This is a genomic window from Paenibacillus sp. 05T425 (genome assembly GCF_056396205.1).
On sequence record NZ_JBFTLA010000008.1, the window covers coordinates 165,979 to 189,230 of the forward strand.

General features: G+C 49.7%; 22 protein-coding genes. 5 read left to right on the top strand and 17 right to left on the bottom strand.

The window, feature by feature from the left end; genetic code table 11:
* Positions 1-137 precede the first annotated feature (137 nt).
* From AC1DF0_RS19730 to AC1DF0_RS19765, 8 genes are all read right to left on the bottom strand, one after another.
* Positions 138-1,307 carry a BMP family ABC transporter substrate-binding protein gene (locus tag AC1DF0_RS19730; RefSeq protein WP_477575060.1) on the bottom strand — a complete coding sequence of 390 codons (1,170 nt, stop codon included), beginning with the start codon at positions 1,305-1,307 and terminating at the stop codon, positions 138-140.
* Between the two features lie 195 nt (positions 1,308-1,502).
* On the bottom strand, positions 1,503-2,144 hold the full coding sequence (locus AC1DF0_RS19735) for a nucleotidyltransferase family protein (RefSeq protein WP_442049105.1): 642 nt from the start codon (positions 2,142-2,144) through the stop codon (positions 1,503-1,505).
* Positions 2,056-3,165: an XdhC family protein gene (locus AC1DF0_RS19740; RefSeq protein ID WP_442049106.1), complete on the bottom strand. Its 1,110-nt coding sequence runs from the start codon at positions 3,163-3,165 to the stop codon at positions 2,056-2,058. Before AC1DF0_RS19740 ends, AC1DF0_RS19735 begins: the two co-directional genes overlap by 89 nt.
* A gap of 55 nt (positions 3,166-3,220) precedes the next feature.
* On the bottom strand, positions 3,221-4,546 hold the full coding sequence (locus AC1DF0_RS19745) for a 5'-deoxyadenosine deaminase (protein WP_477575061.1): 1,326 nt from the start codon (positions 4,544-4,546) through the stop codon (positions 3,221-3,223).
* Between the two features lie 13 nt (positions 4,547-4,559).
* Positions 4,560-6,194, bottom strand: a complete 1,635-nt coding sequence (locus AC1DF0_RS19750) for a PucR family transcriptional regulator (protein ID WP_477575062.1) — start codon at positions 6,192-6,194, stop codon at positions 4,560-4,562.
* 292 nt (positions 6,195-6,486) lie between these two features.
* Positions 6,487-7,446 (bottom strand): serine hydrolase domain-containing protein, encoded by a 960-nt coding sequence (locus tag AC1DF0_RS19755; protein WP_442049109.1) that lies wholly within the window; start codon positions 7,444-7,446, stop codon positions 6,487-6,489.
* 18 nt (positions 7,447-7,464) lie between these two features.
* On the bottom strand, positions 7,465-8,868 hold the full coding sequence (locus AC1DF0_RS19760) for an MDR family MFS transporter (protein ID WP_442049110.1): 1,404 nt from the start codon (positions 8,866-8,868) through the stop codon (positions 7,465-7,467).
* An 81-nt stretch (positions 8,869-8,949) separates the two neighbouring features.
* Positions 8,950-9,195, bottom strand: a complete 246-nt coding sequence (locus AC1DF0_RS19765; RefSeq protein WP_477575063.1) for a hypothetical protein — start codon at positions 9,193-9,195, stop codon at positions 8,950-8,952.
* Between the two features lie 220 nt (positions 9,196-9,415).
* Between AC1DF0_RS19765 and AC1DF0_RS19770 the strand changes: the two genes are divergently transcribed.
* A complete protein-coding gene (locus AC1DF0_RS19770; RefSeq protein WP_442049112.1) occupies positions 9,416-10,042 on the top strand; it encodes a DedA family protein in 627 nt (208 codons plus the stop codon).
* 239 nt (positions 10,043-10,281) lie between these two features.
* Positions 10,282-11,733, top strand: a complete 1,452-nt coding sequence (locus AC1DF0_RS19775; protein ID WP_442049113.1) for a SulP family inorganic anion transporter — start codon at positions 10,282-10,284, stop codon at positions 11,731-11,733.
* 58 nt (positions 11,734-11,791) lie between these two features.
* Here AC1DF0_RS19775 and AC1DF0_RS19780 read toward each other — a convergent pair whose 3' ends face one another.
* Together AC1DF0_RS19780 and AC1DF0_RS19785 are read right to left on the bottom strand one after the other, a co-directional pair.
* Complete coding sequence (locus tag AC1DF0_RS19780; RefSeq protein ID WP_477575064.1) at positions 11,792-12,061, bottom strand: hypothetical protein; 270 nt, start codon at positions 12,059-12,061, stop codon at positions 11,792-11,794.
* 35 nt (positions 12,062-12,096) lie between these two features.
* Positions 12,097-12,540: a DUF6376 family protein gene (locus tag AC1DF0_RS19785; RefSeq protein WP_477575065.1), complete on the bottom strand. Its 444-nt coding sequence runs from the start codon at positions 12,538-12,540 to the stop codon at positions 12,097-12,099.
* A 167-nt stretch (positions 12,541-12,707) separates the two neighbouring features.
* Here AC1DF0_RS19785 and AC1DF0_RS19790 point away from each other — a divergent pair, with 167 nt between their 5' ends.
* Entirely contained in the window at positions 12,708-14,120 is a 1,413-nt protein-coding gene (locus AC1DF0_RS19790; protein WP_477575066.1) for a hypothetical protein, read from the top strand.
* Here the strand turns inward: AC1DF0_RS19790 and AC1DF0_RS19795 are convergent.
* Together AC1DF0_RS19795 and AC1DF0_RS19800 are read right to left on the bottom strand one after the other, a co-directional pair.
* Positions 14,089-14,685, bottom strand: a complete 597-nt coding sequence (locus AC1DF0_RS19795) for a hypothetical protein (RefSeq protein ID WP_477575067.1) — start codon at positions 14,683-14,685, stop codon at positions 14,089-14,091. The genes AC1DF0_RS19790 and AC1DF0_RS19795 overlap by 32 nt on opposite strands.
* Before the next feature lie 160 nt (positions 14,686-14,845).
* Entirely contained in the window at positions 14,846-17,080 is a 2,235-nt protein-coding gene (locus tag AC1DF0_RS19800) for an MMPL family transporter (RefSeq protein ID WP_477575068.1), read from the bottom strand.
* A gap of 132 nt (positions 17,081-17,212) precedes the next feature.
* Here AC1DF0_RS19800 and AC1DF0_RS19805 point away from each other — a divergent pair, with 132 nt between their 5' ends.
* Positions 17,213-17,830, top strand: coding sequence for a TetR/AcrR family transcriptional regulator (locus tag AC1DF0_RS19805; RefSeq protein ID WP_477575069.1), 618 nt, complete (start codon positions 17,213-17,215; stop codon positions 17,828-17,830).
* Between the two features lie 51 nt (positions 17,831-17,881).
* Positions 17,882-18,175 carry a DUF3817 domain-containing protein gene (locus AC1DF0_RS19810; RefSeq protein WP_477575070.1) on the top strand — a complete coding sequence of 98 codons (294 nt, stop codon included), beginning with the start codon at positions 17,882-17,884 and terminating at the stop codon, positions 18,173-18,175.
* Between the two features lie 77 nt (positions 18,176-18,252).
* On the opposite strand, the gene AC1DF0_RS19815 is transcribed toward AC1DF0_RS19810, so the two are convergent.
* From AC1DF0_RS19815 to AC1DF0_RS19835, 5 genes are all read right to left on the bottom strand, one after another.
* The gene (locus tag AC1DF0_RS19815) at positions 18,253-19,566 is read right to left on the bottom strand and encodes a hemolysin family protein (RefSeq protein WP_442049121.1); all 1,314 of its coding nucleotides are present in this window, start codon (positions 19,564-19,566) and stop codon (positions 18,253-18,255) included.
* 28 nt (positions 19,567-19,594) lie between these two features.
* Positions 19,595-19,954 (bottom strand): Lin0512 family protein, encoded by a 360-nt coding sequence (locus AC1DF0_RS19820; protein ID WP_477575071.1) that lies wholly within the window; start codon positions 19,952-19,954, stop codon positions 19,595-19,597.
* Between the two features lie 53 nt (positions 19,955-20,007).
* Complete coding sequence (locus AC1DF0_RS19825; protein ID WP_477575072.1) at positions 20,008-21,165, bottom strand: DUF3900 domain-containing protein; 1,158 nt, start codon at positions 21,163-21,165, stop codon at positions 20,008-20,010.
* A gap of 77 nt (positions 21,166-21,242) precedes the next feature.
* The gene (locus AC1DF0_RS19830) at positions 21,243-22,337 is read right to left on the bottom strand and encodes a nitric oxide synthase oxygenase (RefSeq protein WP_477575073.1); all 1,095 of its coding nucleotides are present in this window, start codon (positions 22,335-22,337) and stop codon (positions 21,243-21,245) included.
* The gene (locus tag AC1DF0_RS19835) at positions 22,334-23,194 is read right to left on the bottom strand and encodes an EcsC family protein (protein WP_477575074.1); all 861 of its coding nucleotides are present in this window, start codon (positions 23,192-23,194) and stop codon (positions 22,334-22,336) included. Before AC1DF0_RS19835 ends, AC1DF0_RS19830 begins: the two co-directional genes overlap by 4 nt.
* Between the last annotated feature and the right edge of the window lie 58 nt (positions 23,195-23,252).

The window sequence follows — 23,252 nt, forward strand, 5'->3', positions numbered from 1 at the left end:
GTTCTTCCTCTCAATAAATCTTTCCTTTGAATCGCCTCATCTTGAAAATAATACGGTTATAAATCAACAAATCCCTTAGGGAAGGGATTTGTTGATTGACTGTTATTTAAGAACATACAAGCTATCAAAGCTGCTATTTATTTCGGGATCGTGCCGTCTACGCCTTTCACAAACCAATCCATGACTAGAATTTCCTCGAGAGTCAGCGTTTTGCCTTCTTCTACCTTGACTGCGCCCGTCGGATCAACGATAGGTCCTTTGAATACGCTCATTTCGCCGCTAGTCAATTTCACTTTCGTTTCGTCAACCAGCTTCTTCACATCATCCGGAACGCTAGGCCCCATCGGGGCGAGATCGACCATGCCATCGGAGAGCGATCCGGAGAATTGCTCACTCTTCCAAGTGCCGTCGATAACCAATTGTACGACCTGCGTATAATACGGACCCCAGTTCCAAATCGGGTTGGTCAAGTACGCTTCTGGAGCGAAGCGTGTCATATCGGAGTCGTTGCCGCCTGCCATTGCGCCTCGTTCAGCAGCCGCTTGAAGCGTTGCCGGCGAATCCTGATAAGCGAGCAGCACGTCTGCGCCTTTGTCCAGCAAGCTGACTGCCGCTTGACGTTCCGTCGTTGGATCGTACCACGTGTTCGTCCATACGACGCTCACCGTAGCATCCGGATTCACGCTTTGTACGCCGAGCGTGAAAGCGTTAATGTTATAGATAACTTCTGGTATCGGGAACGCGCCTACATAGCCGATCAAGTTCTTCTTCGTTACTTTGCCTGCCGCAATACCGCTTAGGTAGCTGGCATCGTAGTTTTTGCCGAAGTAAGTGCTCATGTTGTCATTCGTCTTGTAGCCGCCGGCGTGCAAAAATTTCACATCTGGGAACTTCTTGGCAACGTTCAGCGTAGGGTCCATGTAGCCAAAGCTTGTCGTAAAGATGATGTCGTGATTCTGAGCAAGCTCTGTTATGATCCTCTCTGCATCCGCGCTCTCCGGCACGTTCTCAACCGTATCCGCTTTGATGCCTAACTTCTCCTCCATGTACTTGCGGCCTCTATCGTGTTCGAATGTCCATCCGCCATCACCTGGAGGGCCGATGTAGACGAAAGCAACTTTAGGAAGCTCTGCAGGCGTATCTGTCGCAGTTCCGTCCGAAGCTTTATCGGTCGGTGCGTTCGTCGCGCCATTGTTACCGCCTTCTGCCGGATCGTTTTTGTTATTGCTGGAACAACCGGATAATACGAGTACGAGCGTTAAGATGAGGGCCAAGCTTACGGACAATACTCTGTTGCGTTGCTTCATTGCGTTCCACCCCGACTCTCTATTTTTCATCTCTCAACTTTGTTCGAGATGTAACTTCAATATATATTCACGTCATGATGACGTCAATATATATGACATTATATTGGTCGGGTGTCTAAAAACAACGTTGTCCATTGTGCGTCATGCACTAAATGAATTGTGTTGCGTTATATTACCTTACATAAAAGAGGTGTCTCACGGTCGGACGGACCTATTGAACGCAAACGCAAGCTCTAAATCTATTGGATTGTCCACATCTAGCAACACTCCATTCGACCGTGCAGATACAGCTTCTCCGCGATAGCGAGCGTCTGCAAACAATTTACGCGCCCCCGTGTCACCTTCCAGCTTAGTTACAGCCGCAAACATCGACTTCGACAAAATTGCAGGCGGCATCAACGCATAGGTCCCATTCTCTTCATTCCATGATGAGCTTGCAACGTAATCCAAGTTAGACTGCTTGCTATAACGATCCATAAGCCGCTCTAAATGAGTCTTATCAACAAATGGCTGATCAGCCAGCATAACAAGGATTGCATCCGGCAACGCATGCTCCCCATTAGGTTGAATCCATGGCAGCGCCTCTAATCCCGTTCGCAATGAATAAGCCATTCCGTCATCCGCTCTTTCGCTAATTACAATCCGAACGGAAGGAGAGTCTTGAGACGGCTGGCCCAAGACTCTCTCATCAAACTCCTTAGACAACCAATTTAGAGGATCGCTTGGATGTACAACAACGACGACTTCCTCAACGCTGCATTGAAGCAGCGCATGAAGAGCCATGCTGCCGAGCGTCATCCCCGGCATCAGCTCCAATTCCTGCTTGCGCCGTCCCATTCGTTTGCTCCGGCCAGCCGCCAAATAAATAGCCGATATGACCATCAGCTCTCGCCCCTCTCCGCGCGCGTTCGGTTCGGCCTGCCCGCACAGCGATTAACTCCGCAACAACGCTCACCGCAATCTCATAAGGTCCGTCGGCACCGATCGATAAGCCGATAGGAGCTCTAACGTTCGACGGCATCAAGAAGGTTTCGAACAGCATGCGTATTCGCTTCTTCGATCCCATGACACCGATATAGGCTAACCCAAGCGGAAGAGCGATCCCTAACAGCTCTTTATCCTGCTGCAGCTGATGACTGCAAATAATCAAATAATCATTGCGGCTCATCGCCAGCTCAGCCACTATCTCCGCTGGAGTGCCAATGACAATCAGCGCCTCCGGGAAACGTTCATTCGTGCATATACCGGCTCTCCAGTCTGCTATAACAAGCTGAAAGCCGACATTTCTAGCTATTGAATAAATAGCCTCAGCATCCTTGCCTGCACCGAACAATACGAGCCTTGGCCGCGGTCTGATGGTAAAGAATAATCGATCAGGCACATTATCAATCTCTGTGAAGCGGATAGGCTCGGCGGTATCATTCACCCGCTCTCGAATACGGTACGTGATATCCGAATGAACCAACCGCCGCTCCAAGGTTACGCTTCGTCCGCCGCCAACAATGGCAGCAGCTTCTATTAGCAGCTCACGCAGCAGGCCCGTTACCGGCTCCAGCAGCACCCTTATCTCGCCTCCGCAGCCGAGCGCTTCTCCCCATATCGCATCCTCTTCAGGGTTCATATTATATTGCGCAATCTCGAATTGACCTTCGCCCGACAACCATACCCGTTCTGTGCGTTCGAGCAAATCATGCTCTAGACACCCCGGGCTTATGGTGCCAATCTGCTCACCGTCAAGCTTGAACAGCATACATGCGCCTGGCTTACGATAGGAATGTCCATTCACATCGATAATCGTAGCGAGCACGGACGGTTCTTCGCTATCCACAATCGATTGCAATAGCCGATGCACATCCATATGCCGTTCCTCCTATTCTAGCGGATCATTTGTCCGTTTCTTCATGGATAGACGATTATAATCTAGCGATAAGACGGAGAAGCGATTGATCCGCTTCCTTCAGCACGACCGTTTTGTCAATCGTCCTCACAAGCTTCTGTTCCATCACCACTTGACCGTCAATAATGACCGTATCGACATCGCCTCTAGTCGCCGCATAGACAACGCGGGAATACCAATCCGCATCGAATGATGGATAGACGTGGAAGTCCTCTAGATCAAGCAGCTGTATATCGGCAAGCTTGCCGACCTCAATGCTGCCGATCTTCTCCTCCATACCAAGCACTCGCGCTCCGCCGATCGTTGCGAGCCGCAACACTTGTCTCGCATTCATGACCGTCGGACCATGTTTCACCTTTTGAATATAAGCAGTCAGCCGCATTTCCTGAAACATATCAAGGTTGTTGTTGCACGGCGCTCCGTCTGCGCCAAGACCTACAGCAATTCCTTGCTCAAGGAGCAGCGGAACTTCGGCAATACCTGATGACAGCTTCAAGTTCGAGCCCGGGCAATGCGTCACTTTGACGCCGCGATCGCGAATAATGCGTTTCTCTTCTTCATCCAGCCATATACTATGAGCGAGAATCAGATTAGGACGCGCCAGACCGATATGGTCAAGATAGACGACATTGCGCATGCCGCGTTCTGCCTCCACCATCTCGATCTCCCCTAAATTTTCCGATGCATGAGTATGAACCATAACACCGTATTGAGCAGACAAGTCACGAACACCCACAAGCAGCTCTTCCGTGCACGAGACGACAAAACGCGGACAGAACGCATACTGTATTCGCCCATTCGCAGCGCCGTGCCACTTTTCGAGCAGATCGACGCTATCCTGCAGCGACTTGGCAGTATTCTCTTGCAGCGGCAGCGGCACTTCCGAGCCATGATCCATCATTACCTTGCCGGATACCGCTCGTATACCGCTTTCCATAATAGCTTGGAACGCAGATTCCGTATAATGAACCGTCTCCATATCTAGAATCGTCGTCGTTCCGCTTCGAATGAGTTCGCCGATGCCTAACATGGCTGAGTAGTATACAGAATCCTCGCTATGCGCCGCTTCAAGCGGCCATATTTTCTCCTTCAACCAATCAATTAAAGCAAGATCATCCGCACGTCCGCGGAACAACGTTTGGCATAGATGGATGTGCGTCTGAATAAACCCCGGCAGCAGCACTTTACCGCCCGCATCGATTATTCGGTCTGCATGCGGGGCGTCGATGACGCCGCCTACTTGCTTTATTACATTTCCTTCTATTAAAAGATCGCCTTCTACAATGTCATGCTGTTCGTTCATTGTCATAATAACGGCATTGCGAATCCATATTGTAGCCACGGCTATCTCTCCTTTATTGCTTTCCGACACGCAGCGTCTCTTTGACTTGAACGCTGCCGCTCGTTGCGAAAGGCTGGTTATGAAGCATACGGCGAAAAATAAACGCAATTTTCAGACGCATAAAATCATTCATCTTCTTCAAATCAACTTCCAGCAGCTCGCTTATCTTCTCAATACGGTATGTCGCAGTGTTGCGATGAATGAACAGCTTTTTGGCCGTCTCATTTAATTGTCCGTCGTTTTCCAAGTAGGCTTCAAGCGTGCGCAGCATCTCGGAGGCGTATTCCGGTTCTTTGTTCAACAACGAACCCAACCAGCGCTTGCAGAACGTCTCCATTCGTTCTTTGGTCACATGCTCGAAGATAAGCGCGAGATCCATTGTCTCGTAGCTCAAGATTCGGCTGCCGCCGCCCCATTCCGCTGATAGGCGATTCGTCTCCTTGCATTCCTCGAACGCTTCGGCAAGCTGGTTAGCACGTTTCTTCGCACTGCTAATAGAGGCTCTGATCTCATAGCCGCCTTTCGTTTTCACCGAAGCAAAAAATGGAGCAAGCGCCGAAGCGATTGCTTCATCGCCATTGTCCGCGTCGGCAGGAAACACCGACAGCAGTCCTTCTTCCATTACGATATGAGTGCCCTTTAATTGTTGAATACTCGAATTACACAGATATTCCGACTTCAGCAGCTCCAGCTTCTCCGTCCGCAGCTCCTTATGGATCAGCCCGCTGAAATCCGTTAGCACACAGCGATACCACGGGCGGAACAGATCGATCTCGAAGCGCTCCGCATACTCTTCTATTGTCTCGACAGGAAGGCCGTTCAATAGAAACCGTTTGATAAGCAGTCCGAAATCCTTCTGCACCGATAGTTCGAAATAATCCTCATAGCTAAAATTCATATGATAGGCAATCAGCTCAGCGGCTTGATAATATAAACCTTCCTCAATTGGCGTTACGAGCAGCTCCGATTGGAAGAACAGCACGCAACCGGAATCGGGCGTATGCTTGATGAGCGGAATGCGAAGCGCCTCGACCCGCTTGCAGGAGATCCATCCCTCTGCTCGTTGCCCTTGCATCCCGCATGCGATCTCTTCGGCAGGCAATAACGTGCCGTTATAAACAATCTGTCCGCGCGATCCAACCACGGCAAGCGGAATTTCCACTACTTCGGCAATCGAGTCGAACATTTGTTGAATCGGATTCGGCTTCAACGCGAATCTCATCAATTGGATTTGTTTATTAACGACATCGGTCAGTACACCGGTGCTTCGCTTCATCTCTGCCCGGAACAATCCATTCATTTGGTCCGAGAAGGTGAACGGGTATGGCAGCTCGATAATCGGAAATCCAAGCTCGTTCGCTTGGTCGATCAACTGCTGCGGCACCTCCGTCCAGAATCTCCCAAGCTTAATGCCAAGCGCCGCCGATCCGCGTTCATGCAGCGTTCGCAGCAATTGACAAGCGTCCTCCGGATGATCCTTGATGAGATACGCAGTCGTCAGCAGCATCTCGCCTTCCTTAATCCAATCCGTAATATCGGGCGCATCCATCACATTGACGGATGTAATAATTTTATTCTTCCCTTTGATACCGGCAATCAGTTTCCCTTCCGATAACGGATACACCGATAAAGCTTGCTCGACGGTCATATGCAATCGACACACCCCGCTCTCGAATGATTGCTGCTCCCTATCGCCTGTTCAAGCATCCCATCTTTCAAGCAAAACGTAAGCATTTATGTTAGTTTATATAACATAATATATTAGGATTTGGCTTATGGCAATACATTTCATTAGGAATCAGATCATATTGAGACAAAACGACGGATTTACCTCACACATATATTACACCACATGAGGATCGATTTTGAATCCGACGATGGATCAGCCGTAGAATAGAAAAGGACTTCGACCGAAGTCGAAGCCCTTTCTATTACGCGCGTTATTGAGCAATCGAGCTGAACATAGGCAGCAGCTCCTCGAAGATGAGTCGCCTCGACAGATCGGCATCATTCCGCTTCGTGACCGTTTTGCGTATGACGATAATGAGCTCTTGTTCGGGTGCGACGAGCAAATATTGTCCGCCGTGTCCAAAAGCAAAGTAACAATCCGTGTTTCCGTTATGGCTTGCCGGAGTGCGCCACCAATGATAACCGTATTCTCCGTAAATCGGCGGCTCGTAATGCAGCAGACCGCGATGATGCATCTTAGTGGAGAGATCAATCCACTCGGATGACAGCAGCCTCTCTCCTTCCCAGACGCCTCCTAGCTTATACAACAGACCGAACTTCGCCAAATCCATGCCAAATAAGCTTAGTCCGGTGCCGCCTTCATTGATTCCATCCCTCTCGGTCCATCTCGCCTTGCGGAACCCAAGCGGTTGGAATAGCTTCCTGCTTGCATAATCCAACGCAGGCACGCCAACAGCCTTCGTTAATATGGCTGATAACAGATGCGATGCCCCCGAATTGTAAGTATAGGCTTGTCCAGGCGGCGAAATGATCGCTTTCTCCAGCACAAACCCGATCGGATCACTGGCTGCCCGCAAAGCCCGGTACGGCTTATCGAAGTCCGGCCACTGAAATCCCGGCGTCATCGACAGCAGATGCTTAATCCGTATTGCCGCCTCGCTTGAAGCCGCCAATCGCGCCGCAGCTGGATGGTCCAAATAATCTGCGATTGGATCGTCAACACTGCCAATCTGACCTTCATCAATGGCCATGCCAATCAAACATGACAATACGCTCTTGGTACATGAATAGAGACTGCCCATTGTATCCGTTCCGTGCTCATACCATTCCGCTGCTGCCTCGCCGTTATGAAGAACGATGACCGTATTCATTTTCCAAGCGCGAAGCTGATCGTCCAACGACTCAAGCCTGCTATGTAATTTCATGCTCATGCTGCTTCAGACTCTCCTCTACGAAACGCTGCTTTGCTGCTCTGCGGCCGATTGTCGATTAGGCAATACCGTCGAGACAAGCAATATAACAACCGAAATTAGTGCTACCCAAATAAAGATCGTATGCAGGCTGCTTTCAAGAAGATGGGCATCGATGCTATTCGTACTGCCGGTATTAAGAAGCATGCCGAATACGGTAATGCCAATCGTCTGACCTAGCGTACGTATGAAATTATTGCTGGCAACCGCCGAGCCGCGCAGCTCCCACCCGACGGCAGAAGATACGGTAACGGTCAACGAAGTCAGCGACAAACCGAATGACAAGCCTGACAACAGCGTGTAAACGATGAACCAAAAGAACGGCGTCTCCGCGTTCATCAACGCCAGGCCAATCCCGCTTATAAGCAACAAGATAGCACCTGTAACCGTAATGAGGCGGACACCTAGCTTTGCAATCCAATTGCCTGCCAATATAGCACCTAGCGGCCAAGCAATAGAAAGCGGAATCATAACTAATCCCGAATAAGTTGCCGGCTTGTTATATACCCCTTGAATCCATAACGGCAAATAAAAAATAATAACGACGTTTACKACGCAAATTAGAAAGCCAGCCAAGTTCGCAACGCTAATAATGCGGCTTCTGAACAATTCGAAGGGAATAATCGGCTCTGGCGACCTTCTTGATGCCGCAACGAATAAAGCCAGGAACACAACCGAAGCTGCGAACAGCATGCCGATAGCAAGCGTGGAAATGCCGTTTGCATCTTGATCGCGCAGCAGCGTCATCCCATATAGGAAGGCGAACATGCCAATCGTGAATAATACAATGCCTATGTAATCGATATGGCGTCTCTTTTTTACGAATGATTCGCGAAGCGCTGCAGAAAGCAAATAAATCGCTGCGATACCAAACGGCAAGTTCATGTAGAAGATCGCTCTCCAAGAGACGTAATCAACGAGCAATCCGCCAAGCAAAGGTCCCGATATGCCTGCTATTCCCCATACGCTGGACATCCAGCCCTGTACCTTGGCCCGCATCTCATACGGGTACAGATCGCCTATAATCGTATAGGGTATCGTCGTTAACGCCCCGGCGCCAAGTCCTTGCAGCGCGCGAAACCAAATGAGCTGGTTCATCGATTGCGCCACGCCCGACAGCATGGAGCCGGCTAGAAAAATAAGCGCTCCAATTATAAAAATCTTTTTGCGTCCATATAGATCGGATAGCTTGCCGTATACCGGAGTTGTAATAACCGTTGCCAGCAAATAAATAGAAATAATCCAGCTATACTGCCTAATCCCTTCAAGCTCGCTTGTAATGCTTGGCATTGCGGTACTGACAATCGTTCCTTCAATTGCGGCAAGGAAAGTAGCGACGAACAAAGCGATCGTCACTTGCTTTCGATTTTGTTGTGCTTGCATGCTTCACCCTTTCCTTCTACCAGTCGTCTCTCTATACTATAATCTATTCTGTTCTTTACCGTGCGTAAATATGAATGGTCATTACGAAGTTTGCAGAAGGTTCTCTCTCCAGAAGCGCAGACATTCCGCTTTCGTTGCCTTTATCAAATAATCGTCCCGTTCCGCTTCGCAAGCCGCCCAGAAGCTTGTATCGCGGAATAAGCGGCACATCAGAAGCTCCGCTGCCTTGCATGCTGCAAGCTCATCAGCGAGCAGCTTGATGCATATCGTAAATACGAGCGTCTCGTATCGCCGTAAATATTCAACCTTTTGCTCAAAACCAAGCATCCTAACAGCCGCCTTTCGACCTATTGCCAAAATCTTCTGCAACTATTGTAGCTCAGTCTTGAAAGGAATTAGTTACGAAAAGGTTAAAGTTGAATCCTGCCTCTATTGCCAACGTATAATAGGTATCCATTCATGAGTCATTATGATAAGCTAACGGTTAGATGAATAATTCGGATGTAATTATTTGGAACAAATATATGAACGATAGGATGCGTTTATAATGGGTGCCTATGACTTATTATTATCAATTATTGAACAGGTTGGCTATGCGGCCTTATTTCTTGTATTATGTCTTGGACTAATCGGACTGCCTATTCCGAACGAGGCGGTTGTTATGACCGGCGGCGCATTAGCAGCTTCCGGAGTCCTTTCTCCGATTCCAGCCTTTATTATGACTTGCCTTGGCATATGCTCCGCGATGAGCTTCGGTTATAGTATCGGAAGGTTCGCCGGCAGCCGGTTGTCCAACTGGTTCAGCAGCAAAAAAAATATTAATCGCTTCGTTACGCGAGCGGAAGAGCTGAGCGGCAAGTACGGCGGTTATGCAATCAGTCTAAGCCTCTGTCTGCCATTCCTAAGACATGTGACGCCTTACGTAATGGGTATTAACAAAATGCCGTTCAAACGTTTCATCTTGTTCGCTTATCCTTCGGCGTTTGTCTGGACGCTCATTTATTTCATTATCGGCACTTTAGTCGGCGAGCAAGTCCAAAATATCGCCAATGCGATTTATCAATATGGTATATGGATTGTTATTGCGCTTGCGGCAGCCGCAGCTGTCTACCTTGGATTCCGGATTACGAAGCAGCGCAGAATGAGCAAAGAGAACGTCGAACGTACGATGTGAGCATGAATATCGTGGTACACAGGAGAAGCATCGCAAATAAGCGATGCTTTTTTTAATTGTTGCCTATTACGAAGCAAAGAGAAGGATTAGGGAGATTTAGTCTAATGTAAGCGCTTATTTGATGATCGCGATCAAAGATTCCTACTCATGCGATCAAGTATAATAACGATTAGTGCACATCGGCCCCGACTTTTCTGAAAGTGGAAAGTCCTATCATTTTCCTAGGAGGTATATTTGTTTTGCTTTTCAACCTTAGACAAACCTGGTTTTCCAATACCCGCAACGATATTTTATCCGGTATTACAGTCGCTCTCGCACTTATTCCAGAGTCGATCGCCTTCTCTCTTATGGTTGGCGTCGATCCGATGGTTGGTATTTACGCATCGTTCTGCATTGCCGTTATTACGGCTTTCGCAGGCGGCCGTCCCGGCATGATCTCAGCAGCGACTGGCGCAATGGCGCTTATTATGGTTAGCCTTGTTGATAAGCATGGCATCGAGTATATGTTCGCCGCAACCATATTAGCAGGTGTGCTGCAGTTCATCATGGGTGCGCTTAAGCTTGGCCGCTTCATTCAGTTCGTTCCGCATTCCGTCATGCTCGGATTCGTGAACGCATTAGGCATTCTTATATTTACGACGCAGCTCGTTCACTTTGTAGGCGCAAGCTGGATCATGTACGCGCTCGTCGGCTTGACGCTGCTCATCATTTATATTTTACCGAAGTATACGAAAGCCATTCCGTCGCCGCTTGCGGCGATCATTATCGTATCGTTGATCGCGATTGCGATAGGCGCAGATCTGAAGACCGTTGGCGATATGGGCAAAATCGAGAGCGTCATGCCGTTCTTTCATTTGCCTGACGTCCTACTCTCCTTCGATACGTTAGCCATCCTATTCCCATATTCGTTCTCGTTAGCCATTGTCGGCATTCTTGAGTCATTGTTAACGGCTTCGGTTATCGATGAGATCACGGATACGACCAGTAATAAAAACCGTGAAGTAAGAGGACAAGGGATTGCGAATATCGTCACAGGTTTCTTCGGGGGCATGGCAGGCTGCGCATTAATCGGGCAATCGGTCGTCAACATGAAATCCGGCGGTCGGACAAGGCTGTCAACGCTTGTTGCCGGGGCATTCCTGCTGTTCCTCATTCTCGCGCTTAGTGATATGGTTCGCGCGATCCCAATGGCAGCCCTTGTCGGCGTCATGATCATGGTAGCGATCAGCACTTTCGATTGGAAGTCGGTGCTTCATCTTCATCGTGCACCGCGAACGGATGCGTTCACTATGATCGTGACCGTCATTATCGTATTAGTGACACATGATCTGTCCAAAGGCGTTATGGCCGGCGTTGTGCTTAGCGCCCTGTTCTTCGCCTGGAAGATCGCTAAGATTAAAGCATCAGTCAAATTGGATGGAGCGAACGTTAAGACATACACGCTCCGCGGTCAGTTGTTTTTCGGTACGACGACCAGCTTCGTCAACCTATTCGATTACATGAATGACCCGCAAGCGATTGTGCTGGACTTCAGCGGCTCGCATGTTTGGGACCAATCAGCCGTAACCGCGATGACGAAGGTGAAAGCAAAGTATGAGCTGCTGGGTAAGCAAGTATCGTTTATCGGACTTAACGAAGAAAGCCAAACGATCATTCATAGGACGGGCTTAACCTCATCAAGTGATCATTAAATAAAAAAAGCGTGCACTCTGATATCAAGATTTCAGAGTGCACGCTTTTTTAATACCTTTATTTTACCAGCTTCGCCTTCGCCGTATCTACTAACAGATCGAACAGCTCATCGTCTTCTTCAAGCTGATCCTCCAGGGCCAGAAGCTCTTCTTCCTTGCCCGATTCATGAAGGAAGAACAATCCGTAGCCCCAATCTCTAGTACCGCGCTTGCTCGCAAGAGCGATCTCGTATTGATTGCTATGCCCTTCTGCTTCAAACTGTACTTTGCCGACATACCCATCTTCCTTCGAGTACGTCATCTCCGCGTTCAAAATCGTAATTTGCATGTTCAAATGTCTTCCTCTCGGCATTGTAACTGTCATTATTGCGGTGTTAGTTGATTTAATTGATTGAGCAGCTCATTGATCTTATTAATCGTATCTGGAATTCCTGTCGCTTCGAACGCTGCCCGGCCTTGCTCGATATTCGTCAGCGCCTTATCGATGCTCAGATTCAATTGCGCATTATATTCGGTAATCGACTGATGCAGATCCTTCGCATAATCCGGAACGGTCAATGCCCCGTATTCCTTGATCTGCTGCTTGAGCGCCAGCAATTGCTCCTTCAGATCGGTTCTTGCATTCAAATCGGTCACTGCTTGTTCTGCCATCGTCTGCATGTTTTGTCCGAAGTTCGTAATCGACTGCAAATAGGTCGTTGTTTCTGCGGCGAAATTGACGGTTTGGGTTGCTTCCTCGATAATGCCGCATCCAGCGGCAAATACCATAGCTGCGACTACAATCAGCATTAAGCTTCTTCTCATCATCAGTAAACCTCTCCTTATTCACCATGCTTAAGTAGAATAGCATAGCCTCTAATCAGCTTGCAACCGTATAGGAGATTCATGATGAACGCCTATCCAGCCCCTTGCATACATTACAATACGATTTCGGCACAGCTCGGTTTCGTGTATCCCATGAGAGGGTGGTTTGGATGGTTATTCAATTAACGGCGCTGCACTGGGTATATCTAGGTTTCATAGTCGCCATTATTGGATTCATGCTAATGAGACGCGATACGACGTTAATCTGTATCGCGGGCATACTCGGCATCGGTTTGCTTGCAACCACATCGGCAAGCGGCTCGGTAAGCGGTATTTTCGATAGCTTTATTTTTGCCATCAAAGAATTAATAGGCACGATACTCATCATATCTATCATCGTTGCCATGAGCCGCGTGCTTATACGCACCGGAATAAATGAGATCATGATCTCGCCATTCACTTGGTTCATGAAAACGCCGGCGCTTGCTTTCTGGGGAATCGGCATCATCATGATGGTGACGTCATGGTTTTTCTGGCCGTCACCAGCCGTCGCGTTGGTTGGGGCAGTGCTTCTGCCAGTCGCCATTCGCGTCGGATTGCCGGCTCTCGGCGCTGCCGTAGCTATGAACCTGTTCGGGCATGGTATTGCCTTGTCAGGCGACTATATTATTCAAGGCGCGCCTAAGCTGACAGCTGACGCTGCAGGATTGCCAGTCAGCGAAGTGATGCAGGCGAGCATACCGCTTGTTATCGTAATGGGCGTCGTGACGACCGTTGCAGCCTATTGGATGATGCGTCGCGATCAGCGGCTCGGCAAGTGGAATGACGGGCTTGTCGCCGCGACACCGGAGGAGATCAAGGCAGACAGCAAGGACCAGGCCGAAGGGGCTGCCAGTCTGTCGCTGCGTACGAAGCAAGTGCTCGCTGTCCTTATTCCCGTTTTGTTCGCGATTGATGTCATAACGATGTTCCTGTTAGATCTCCAAGGCGGTGAAGCTACTGCGCTGATCGGCGGCACCTCCATCCTGATCATGCTGCTGATCACGATGCTGTCGCATCGTGGCAAAGGGCTTGAGAAGACGACCAGCTATTTAATAGAAGGTTTCTTGTTCGGCTTCAAGGTATTMGGCCCTGTCATTCCGATTGCCGCATTCTTCTATCTTGGCGATTCGGGCTTCCTGTCCTTGTTCGGCGAGAAGCTGCCTGACGGCTCTCTAGGCATCGTCAATGACCTTGGCCTTGCTCTCGCGCACGTCATGCCCGTTAATGGCGCAGTGGGATCTGTAACGTTGACTGTCGTTGGCGCGATTACCGGACTCGACGGCTCAGGCTTCTCCGGCATTTCGCTTGCCGGCTCTATCGCCCAGCTGTTCGGCCACGCGATCGGATCAGGTCTAGCGACTCTGACCGCGCTTGGGCAAGTCGCCGCCATCTGGGTCGGCGGCGGTACGATCATTCCTTGGGCGCTCATTCCGGCAGCGGCCATCTGCGGCGTAAGCCCCTTCGAGCTCGCTCGCCGCAACTTAAAGCCGGTACTGCTCGGACTTACCGTTACGACGATTGTTGCGATGTTCTTGATTTAAATCGTTTCTTCTTCCTAACGTATAGTAAAGCTATCGTCCCTATAGTGAGCAGCAGCAGTATGAGCGGGATCATATAGCTGCTGCTTCCTTCGTTATTAAGCCCATTCTGAGGTGCTGGCGGTATAGAGCCTTTGCCCAGCGCAGCTAAGTCATCACCTGCATCACTGTACAGCGCTGTTCGGCTGCATAAGCTTACCTCCAATGATTTGCCCGTATCGCGGGCATATACGACGTACCGCTGCCCGCTCTTGAATTCGAATCCGCAGCTATCGCTGCCGTTAGCGGATACGACCGCAATATTGGATGTTACAAGTCCTTTCCATACCTCGTTGACATGAAAATTTGTTTTGACAGCATCTGCAGACGATTGGAACAACGGCAAGCCGGATTGCTTAACCGACACAGCTGTTCCTTCAAACACGGCGTCATTACGGTCACTTGCGGCCCTTACATCACCAATTTCCGCGCATGAACAGGCATACGTCATCTGCGGAGCGGACAATAATCCGCCGGATACAAGCATTGCTGCTACCAACATCAACCAAACCCATTTTGTTCTCTTCATCTTTACTCCCCCGTTTTCTAGTGTCTCTAAACCAATTCTCTATTCCCTATATAACGTTTGAGTATGGAAAATTGTTTCAAGTGCTCCTATTTCTTAGTGGGAATTTGGCAAAAGAAAATGCCCCGGCGACACCAAATGTCTGCCGAGGCATCAATATGTTTTATGGACGTGTTGCCGCAGCCGATTTTGTCTTCGGCTCTTCGATCAGTTCTGCTTTACCCGGCCAAAATGCTTTTTTGCCAAGCAACGCCGTAATTGCGGGAACAAGGAACGGACGAACGATGAACGTATCCATGAGCACACCGATTGCAGTGATCAGTCCAAATTGGACAAGCACTTGAATCGGAAGCGTCGCAAGAACAGCAAACGTTGCAGCCAGTATGAGGCCAGCCGAAGTAATAACGCCCCCTGTCTCGCCAACCCCTTCTTGAATCGCTTGCTTAAGCGGCATTATCTTGCGCTTCTGCCAAATGCTCGAGATCATGAAGATATTGTAATCCTCGCCAAGCGCGATAAGGAATACGAAGGCGTATAGCGGAATTGCGCCTTGTATGGCGTCGACGCCCATGAAATAATGCAAGATGATCCACCCGAGACCTAATGCCGCTCCATAGGATAGGAGTACTGTAGCAATCAGATATAGCGTTGCGGTTATAGAGCGTAAGTAGATCAGGAGCAAAATCATGATTAGGATCGTCACAAGCGGGATGATAACCGTGTTATCACGATCGGTCAGCACCTTCGAATCATGCTGGGCAGCCGTCTGACCGCCGACCCATACTTTTTCGCCCGAATCCCCAATACTGGCATCGGAAAGAGCATCGCTTGCCGCTTCCTTGATGGCCGGAATGAGCGCCATCGCTTCTTGCGAATACGGATTAATATCGAGCACCACCGAGTAGGCAAGCAGATTCGGATCTTCCGAACTAACCTGCGGCTCTGCAACATGATCGATATGCTCAAGCGACTGCAGCTTGGAAGCGACATCGACCTGCTTGCCATCMGTATTCACGACTACGGTGACGGGAGCAAGATCGCCTGGCGTGAACGAAGCGGAGATGACGTCGAAGCCTTCCCTCGATTGCATATCCTTTGGAAAAGATGACAGCAAATCATACGTATACTTGATCTGAGTCGAGAACGTTGCTAACGCGCCAAGCAAAATAATACATACGAGGACGACTGTCCACGGCTTCGTGACGACGAGCTTGCCGACCTTCATGCCAAGCTTCTTATTTGCATCCGGCTTGATGTAAGTTTTGCCGCGTCTTGCAGCGCGAGCTTGATGCTCCTCCTCGGTGCGCGGAACGAACGGATAGAAGGAAGCGCGGCCGAAAATCGCGAGCAGCGCGGGTACTAGCGTCAAGCTGGCGATGCCCATAATGAGAATCGATAAGCTGAACGGAACCGCAAAGCGGTCATAAGCGCCGTACCTGGCAGCCAGTAGCGCGAACAGGGACAAGACGACCGTGAAACCGCTCATTGCTATAGCGCCGGACGCATCCTTGAAGGCACGCTTCAATGCCAGCCCCTTATCCTTCTCGCGCGTCAACTCCTGACGGTAATGCGAAATGAGGAATAAACAATAATCTGTGCCTGCCCCGAACAGGAGTACGGTCATTATAGAGATCGCTTGCGCGTCAACCGTGATATATCCTTCGCCTGCCATCCAGCCGAGCAACGGGCTTGTTACCAAATAAGCGAATCCAACGCCGACAAGCGGGATAATAGCTAGAATCGGCGACCGGTAGATGAGCAGCAATAGGATGAGGACGAGCAATACGGTAGCGATCATCAACGATACGTCTGCGCCCTTGAACAAGTCCGTGGCGTCTACCGATATGCCTACCGGTCCGCTAAGGCGAACCGTAAGCTGCCCGGGATCGTCGATCGATGCAGCGAACGGGTCTTGGCCCGAAACGTCGCGAATAATCGTCTTGATTTCTTCCAAGTTTTCTTTCAGCACTTCCGTTTCTGTCTGCTCGGCGAACGAGACCGGCTGCACGAAAGTCGTTTGATCCTCGGATACGAATTGCTGCAATGCCGGCAGCGGCATCGTGTGGAGCGGAATAAGCTCGCCTTGCGCTTCAAGCGGATGATCCGTTAAAGCTTGGGAGGTTTGCCCAATGTAAGTTAAATCGTCATTCGTTAATCCGCCTTCGCGATGCCATACAATAAGAGCAGGCACGCCGGAGGCGTTAGGGAACTTCTCTTTAATAAGCCGATCAGCCAGTAATGATGGACTGTCTTCTTCCAGATTTTGCGCGTTGTTCTGCTCTTTGTCACCAACAGCTGGCAGCGTAAGTGTCAGTACGGCCGCAAGTACAATCCAAATCGCGAGCGTTATCCACCTCGTACGGCGCCCGGCAACGATTGCGCCTATTTTCTCAATCATGACTCCATCCTCCATTTCACATCTACATTCAAATCGTTTAATATAGTATTACGAGCTCAAATTAATTATATATACCCGAAGGTTAATTAATCAACCTATAATTATTACGAATTATTGAATGAGGTGCAAAGATTGAAAGAAGAACAGCCAAGACGCAAACCGGGACGGCCTAAGCGTTCCGAAACGATGCAGCCCAATCTGCTTATTTTGCGCACCGCCGCCATGCTGTTCATGGAGCACGGCTTCGAGAAGGTGTCGCTTGAAGGCGTTGCGAAAGCATGCCGGATAACGAAAGCAAGCGTCTATTATTATTTCGACAACAAAGCGAAGCTCTTCACGGAATGTCTGTTATTCGTGCTTAAGATTGCTTACGACCAGACCGCTCTAATCATGCGTGGACCAGGAACGCTTAAGGAACGTCTGCTCATTGTTGCGGAACGTCATATGAATAACGCGCATGTCGAGTTCGAGACCATGATGCGCGAAGCCGCTCCCGGCTTGTCGGAGGAACAGATTAAGCAGATTCGGGATGGAGAAGCACAGCTTCACATTCTTTTGAGTGAAATTTTCGCGCAAGCGATGGAGGAAGGCGTAATCACGAAGTCAGACCCCCTGCTGCTCTCCCATACGTTCACAGCCATGATGACGGTACGCAATCACAAACAATTATTAAATGATCAAAAATCGGTGAAACAAGCTTCCGCCGAAATCGTACAATTACTTTGGAACGGATTACAGCCTCGATCTTAAGGCAATGGTTAGTTTCATCGATACTGCGATTATGTAATAGGAGGTGTTATTTTGTTCAAAACCGCTATCGGCCGTTTAAGAATTGTCGGATTTTATGAGGGAATCTCGTTTTTGGTATTATTGCTGATCGCGATGCCGCTCAAATATTGGGCTAACCTGCCTCATATGGTTACCATCGTCGGCAGTCTGCATGGTTTGCTGTTCACTCTTTACGGGCTTGCCCTGCTTCACGTATGGATCAAGCACCGTTGGTCATTCTTGAAGGTTGTTGCTGCGTTTATCGCCGCATTCCTTCCCTTCGGGACGTTCGTATCCGATGCTAAGCTGCTTCGCAATCATCCTTAATTAACGCTATAAAGAAGCGCCGTCCCGTCATCAATCGATGACCCAGACGGCGCTTCTATATGTTCAAAGCTAACGAATTAAGCATGACCGAACGCTTCGGCATCCGACTCATTCATGGCGATCTCGATCTCTACCTTGCGAATCCGGTTATCGTCCCGCTCCCTAATCGTAAACGTCATATTATGATAACTCCACGATTCGCCGACTGGCAGATCGGGCTTCCGATTGAATAACCAACCGCCGATGGAGTCCACTTCCTCGCTATCCAGATCCGTGCCGGCCGTATCGTTGAATTCGACGATCAATGCTTTGCCGTCCACCATATAACGGTGCTCGTTCAGCATCTCGATCTCCTTCACTTCATCGGCGTCGAATTCGTCGCGAATCTCGCCGACAATTTCCTCTATAATATCCTCAATCGTAATAAGACCCGAAGTACCGCCGTACTCGTCGAGCAAAATAACAATATGTACGCGCTCCAGTTGCATTTTGCGCAGCAGCTTGTTAATCGGCATCACATCGGGCACGGACATCACCGGCTGCAGCAGCGATTTGACGTCCAGCGCACGGTCGCTATCATAGCGCAGAAAAAACTGCTTCGTGTTCACGATGCCAATAATATTGTCCTTGCTTCCGCTTGCATACGGAAACCGCGTATATTGCTCCTTCTTGATGACTGCGAGGTTCTCGTCGTGAGAATGCTCAGCGAACAGACATACCATATCCGTTCGCGGTACCATGATTTCACGCGCGAGCCGCTCGTCGAATTGGAAGATACGATTCACATATCCGTATTCGCTTTTGTTGATTTTGCCGCTCTCATAGCTCTCCGATAGGATGATCCGAATCTCTTCCTCCGAATGGGCTTCATGCTCTTGGGCCGGCTTGAAGCCGAGCAGCCTAACGAGGCTGTTAGCCGAGCCGTTAAGCACCCAGATGAACGGATACATAACCTTATAGAAAATAATAATGATCGGTGCAGTCAATTGGCTGATACGCTCTGACATAATGATAGCCACCGTCTTTGGCGCCAGTTCGCCAAGAACGACATGCAAGTAGGTAACGAGCACGAAGGCAATGAGGAATGACAAAACCGAGCTTACCTCATCCCCCAGCTCTAGTCGATGGAATATAGGATGCAATATGAGTTCAACCGTAGGTTCCCCTAACCAACCGAGACCGAGAGCCGTAATCGTGATCCCTAGCTGACAAGCGGATAAGTATCCATCCAACTTCAAGGTAACCTGTTCAACCGCCCTAGCATTTTTCACCCCTTCCGCAACCATCTGACTGACGCGGCTTGAACGCATTCGGATGATCGAGAATTCCGTTGCAACGAAAAAAGCGGTAAACACAAGCAGCAGCACAAATATGACAAGCTTTAAAACCATCGTCTTCTTCCTTTGCTAGGTAATGTGGCTAGTAACCGACCTCCACCGACGCGTTCACGATGTAGATGAGATCGTTTTTGTCCTCTTTGTCCGGCAGTACGACGCCGCTCGTCGTAACCATGCCGCCATCGATAAGCTCGACGGTTACTTGGCCGTAAGGCAGCGCGGCCTTTACCTGCTCCACGTCGAGCAGGTCGCGATCGCAAGGAATAGCAAGCTTCACATGAACCTTCATGTTATCAAGCGTGCCGCCTGGCAATACAGAGCGCAGACCGGGCATCGAATTATGGTGAATCGCGTTTTGAACGGCGCGCACCGATGCTTTTGTAATATTTTGACCGTGCAGATCGCAACCCATGCCAATTTCTATGAAAAATAACTTGTCCACTTATACAGCCTCTCCTTTAATTGTCAAATAGATACATGCGAGCATGCATAACTTTACCAGGGCACATCGTCGTCGCTCACGTTAGTCGTGCCGCCGCTATTGTCGTTATAGCTATAGCCTGAACCGTCAAATTCATCTTTCGGCTGTTTGCTTCCGATGATTGGCAATACGTCGGTTAGATCGGGCGGCTGCAGCAGCTCGACCGGCGACATCCCTTTATCGAATTGGAACGCATCGCCTTCGATCACGACAACATAACGTCCGTTATGCTTCGCGATATGGAGCGATTCGCCGAAATCTGCGAGCAAGCCCTTTATCGTAATGCTGTCCAGCTTGAACGTGAACGGCAAGTCCGGCTTCTGCTCGACGAGCGCCGCCGATGCGACAGCCACCTGCTCCTGCGGCCACCATTCTTGAATGTCGCGTTTCTCGCTGGCTGCCCATACTTCCACCGCATTCTCCTCTTCGCGGCGCTCCGTGCTCTCATCATCCTGCCACTTGTCCGATATGTATTGCTGTACCATCTCAATAACCTGCTCGCCCATAACCTCAGGCAATGGCTTCTCGTAAGTAACGTATTTCAAGAAATCTTCGAAATACCGGGCATGCGACGATTGATGAATCTTCAGCTCCCAATGCTCGAGCATGCCTTCCTCCGGCATATGCGGATACTGAATCGACTTGATGCTGCGGGAGCTGATGGCCATCTCGACCTGCGAGATTAAGCTGAGTTCATCCGCAATTCGCGCAATCTTCGGCTCGAAGTCGCATTTAAGCAAAAATAAAAAAGGCTCGTCAAAATACGTGTTCAGCTTGGATAGAGCAATAATGAACGCTCCTCCGCGCACCGCGCTAGTATCCATATAAATACGCACAAGCTCGTCGGCGATGCCAAAGAATCGCTCCTTCGTATCTGCATCGCGCAGCCTCTGGAACAGATTATAGTTCTGATTGCTGCCGAGCTCATAACCCGGTTCAACTGCGAAGCGGCCGATCTTCGTCGGTGCGTTCGCCGTATTCGGATTGCGCTCGACCTTGCGCTTGACGACCCTCGTGAACTCATCGTCTAGAAACTTCTTAATCTCACTGTCCTCGTACGTATCCTCGTCCAGCGTCTGATAATGCTTGAACCGCTTGCCTGACGATGAGGCACTCTCTTCGCCGTCTGTATGAATAACGAAAAACGATAAATATTGCATATGAAAATCCACGTCTGCTGCTCCCCCCTATTTCTCTGATTAGGAATTGATTGCACGCATTTACAGAAACAATAGGCTATACGCTTTGCTCAATAAAGCGGCTGTTGATAGCGGAACTGAGGACTCCGCTCCGTATCGTCATAGCTGCGATGCCAGATAGCCGTCGTTGCCGGAGACATCGGAGGTATCAACCATGACCATCTTCCGGTCACGGTTCTGCCGTTCTCTTGCTCCTGTTTCTCGAATCTGGCGAATTGCTCGGCGGCCGTATGATGATCGACAATACTGACGCCGTTTTTCTTAAACGAGTGCAGCACCGCGATATTTAACTCCGTTAATGAACGGTCTTTCCATAAGGAAAGGTTCGTAGAAGTGTCTAAGCCGAACAGCCGTGCAACTTGCGGAAGCTGGTTGTAGCGGTTACTGTCTGCCAGATTGCGCGCACCAATCTCCGTCCCCATATACCATCCGTTGAAGGGAGCTGCCGAATAGCGGATGCCGCCGATCTCTAGCTCCATATCGGATACGAACGGAACCGCATACCACCGCAGTCCTAGCTGCTCGAAGCCATCATTCTCCGGATGTGTAAGCTTCACTTCAAGCGTCGTCTCCGCCGGCAACTCGTACCATCTCGGCTCATGATCGCCTCGTTGGATAACAAGCGGCAATAGGTCAAACGACGTTCCTGCCCCGCGCCAGCCTAGCTTCTCGCAAGCTTCAGTCAAAGCAAGGGAAGCCGGATCGCCGACCATACCGTCCTCCAGCTGATAACCTGCGTATCGGACAAGCTGATGATTCCATATCCGAATACCGCTGCCAGTATGCGTCTCACTCGGCGCAAATACCGTAATCGCCGGTCTGATTCTCCCGCCGTTCGTGGCATATTTCATATGGTTAAATAGATGCCCGGCGATTGTATCTTCATCTTCAGCCTCTCTTGCATCAAACACTTCAAGCGCCTGCCAGAACAGTCTGCCGATGCAGCGATTGCTATTGCGCCATGCCATCTTCGCGCCATGCTTAAGCTCTTCCGATGTATGCGAATAAGTCCCTCTTGCTTCAATATGTTCATCGATCTGCCGCAGCCTGCTTTCGGTTTCCTGGACTGACTTGCCAAGCTCCGAATAGCAGGCGCGGATAAAGGAGGCTGCCTCTTCCATTAACGCTCTATGTGCTGTAATCATGTTGCGCTTCCTCCGCCTTCCTTCAGCTTAACCAGTACTCTTCGTTTTCGGTATAACATCGTCGCCGCTTCAGCGACATCATTCAGCGTGCTGCGATTAATGAAAGCCCCGAACACAATTCCGGCAATCGGGATGAGCTGGAACAGCTTCTTCAAGCCGAAGTTGTCTCGGTATACGGTAACGACTTCACGCCAGCCTTGCAGCTGCGACAGCATATGCGTTCCGCGCCCCTCGCTCTCAGTTCCATATGCGCTTAATTCATCTAATATGGCTTTTTTGCCGACAATGTCCGATGAAGCGAATTGCATGACCTTCACAGCGAAGATGCGCTCTTCCTTCAGCTTTGGGTCATATCCATAACATATGGCAATCTCTTGTATGATCTTTAGCGATAGGCCAAGAATGGCTGGAATGTCGATTGCGAGCGTAAAGATTCCCCCGATTCCCGTTGTCGCGCCTTGAACGGTCGCCATGTTTGTACGGCTGCTCTTCAGCTCCGCAGCCGTCCTGTCCATAACGGCAAGCGGCAGTGACGCGCAGTCTTCCAAGGTCAGAAAGATGTTGTCGCTGGGTAATGATGCGTCCATCGTGACAGCCTCCGCATTTCGCGTAAGCTTGCTTGTTATCGTTTTCTCCGATACGAGGTATTTGCCCCCGTTCTGAATAAAGCCGCCGATTTCATCGACAGCCTGTCCGAGCTTCGCTTGAATAAACTTCGGCGTTAATTTATCGAGCAGCATGAACGGCAATCGTCCAAGCTTCTCCCAGAACCATAGGTCCTTCTGATCATTCTCCCATGCTTCTATTTCTCTCAAGGCTTCCAATAATCGCTCATTAGAATCCGTTTCGATTGGCATACGCGCTCTGCCTCCTTCTCTGGAGTGTTATACGAAACATTGCGGAAAGCGGATGCGC

Excerpts from the sequence above, each read along its gene's own strand:
- AC1DF0_RS19730 (WP_477575060.1), bottom strand. The coding sequence starts at position 1,307 with ATGAAGCAACGCAACAGAGTATTGTCCGTAAGCTTGGCCCTCATCTTA.
- AC1DF0_RS19735 (WP_442049105.1), bottom strand. The coding sequence starts at position 2,144 with ATGGGACGGCGCAAGCAGGAATTGGAGCTGATGCCGGGGATGACGCTC.
- AC1DF0_RS19740 (WP_442049106.1), bottom strand. The coding sequence starts at position 3,165 with ATGGATGTGCATCGGCTATTGCAATCGATTGTGGATAGCGAAGAACCG.
- AC1DF0_RS19750 (WP_477575062.1), bottom strand. The coding sequence starts at position 6,194 with ATGACCGTCGAGCAAGCTTTATCGGTGTATCCGTTATCGGAAGGGAAA.
- AC1DF0_RS19755 (WP_442049109.1), bottom strand. The coding sequence starts at position 7,446 with ATGAGCATGAAATTACATAGCAGGCTTGAGTCGTTGGACGATCAGCTT.
- AC1DF0_RS19765 (WP_477575063.1), bottom strand. The coding sequence starts at position 9,195 with ATGCTTGGTTTTGAGCAAAAGGTTGAATATTTACGGCGATACGAGACG.
- AC1DF0_RS19770 (WP_442049112.1), top strand. The coding sequence starts at position 9,416 with ATGGGTGCCTATGACTTATTATTATCAATTATTGAACAGGTTGGCTAT.
- AC1DF0_RS19780 (WP_477575064.1), bottom strand. The coding sequence starts at position 12,061 with ATGCAAATTACGATTTTGAACGCGGAGATGACGTACTCGAAGGAAGAT.
- AC1DF0_RS19785 (WP_477575065.1), bottom strand. The coding sequence starts at position 12,540 with ATGATGAGAAGAAGCTTAATGCTGATTGTAGTCGCAGCTATGGTATTT.
- AC1DF0_RS19795 (WP_477575067.1), bottom strand. The coding sequence starts at position 14,685 with ATGAAGAGAACAAAATGGGTTTGGTTGATGTTGGTAGCAGCAATGCTT.
- AC1DF0_RS19815 (WP_442049121.1), bottom strand. The coding sequence starts at position 19,566 with ATGGTTTTAAAGCTTGTCATATTTGTGCTGCTGCTTGTGTTTACCGCT.
- AC1DF0_RS19830 (WP_477575073.1), bottom strand. The coding sequence starts at position 22,337 with ATGATTACAGCACATAGAGCGTTAATGGAAGAGGCAGCCTCCTTTATC.
- AC1DF0_RS19835 (WP_477575074.1), bottom strand. The coding sequence starts at position 23,194 with ATGCCAATCGAAACGGATTCTAATGAGCGATTATTGGAAGCCTTGAGA.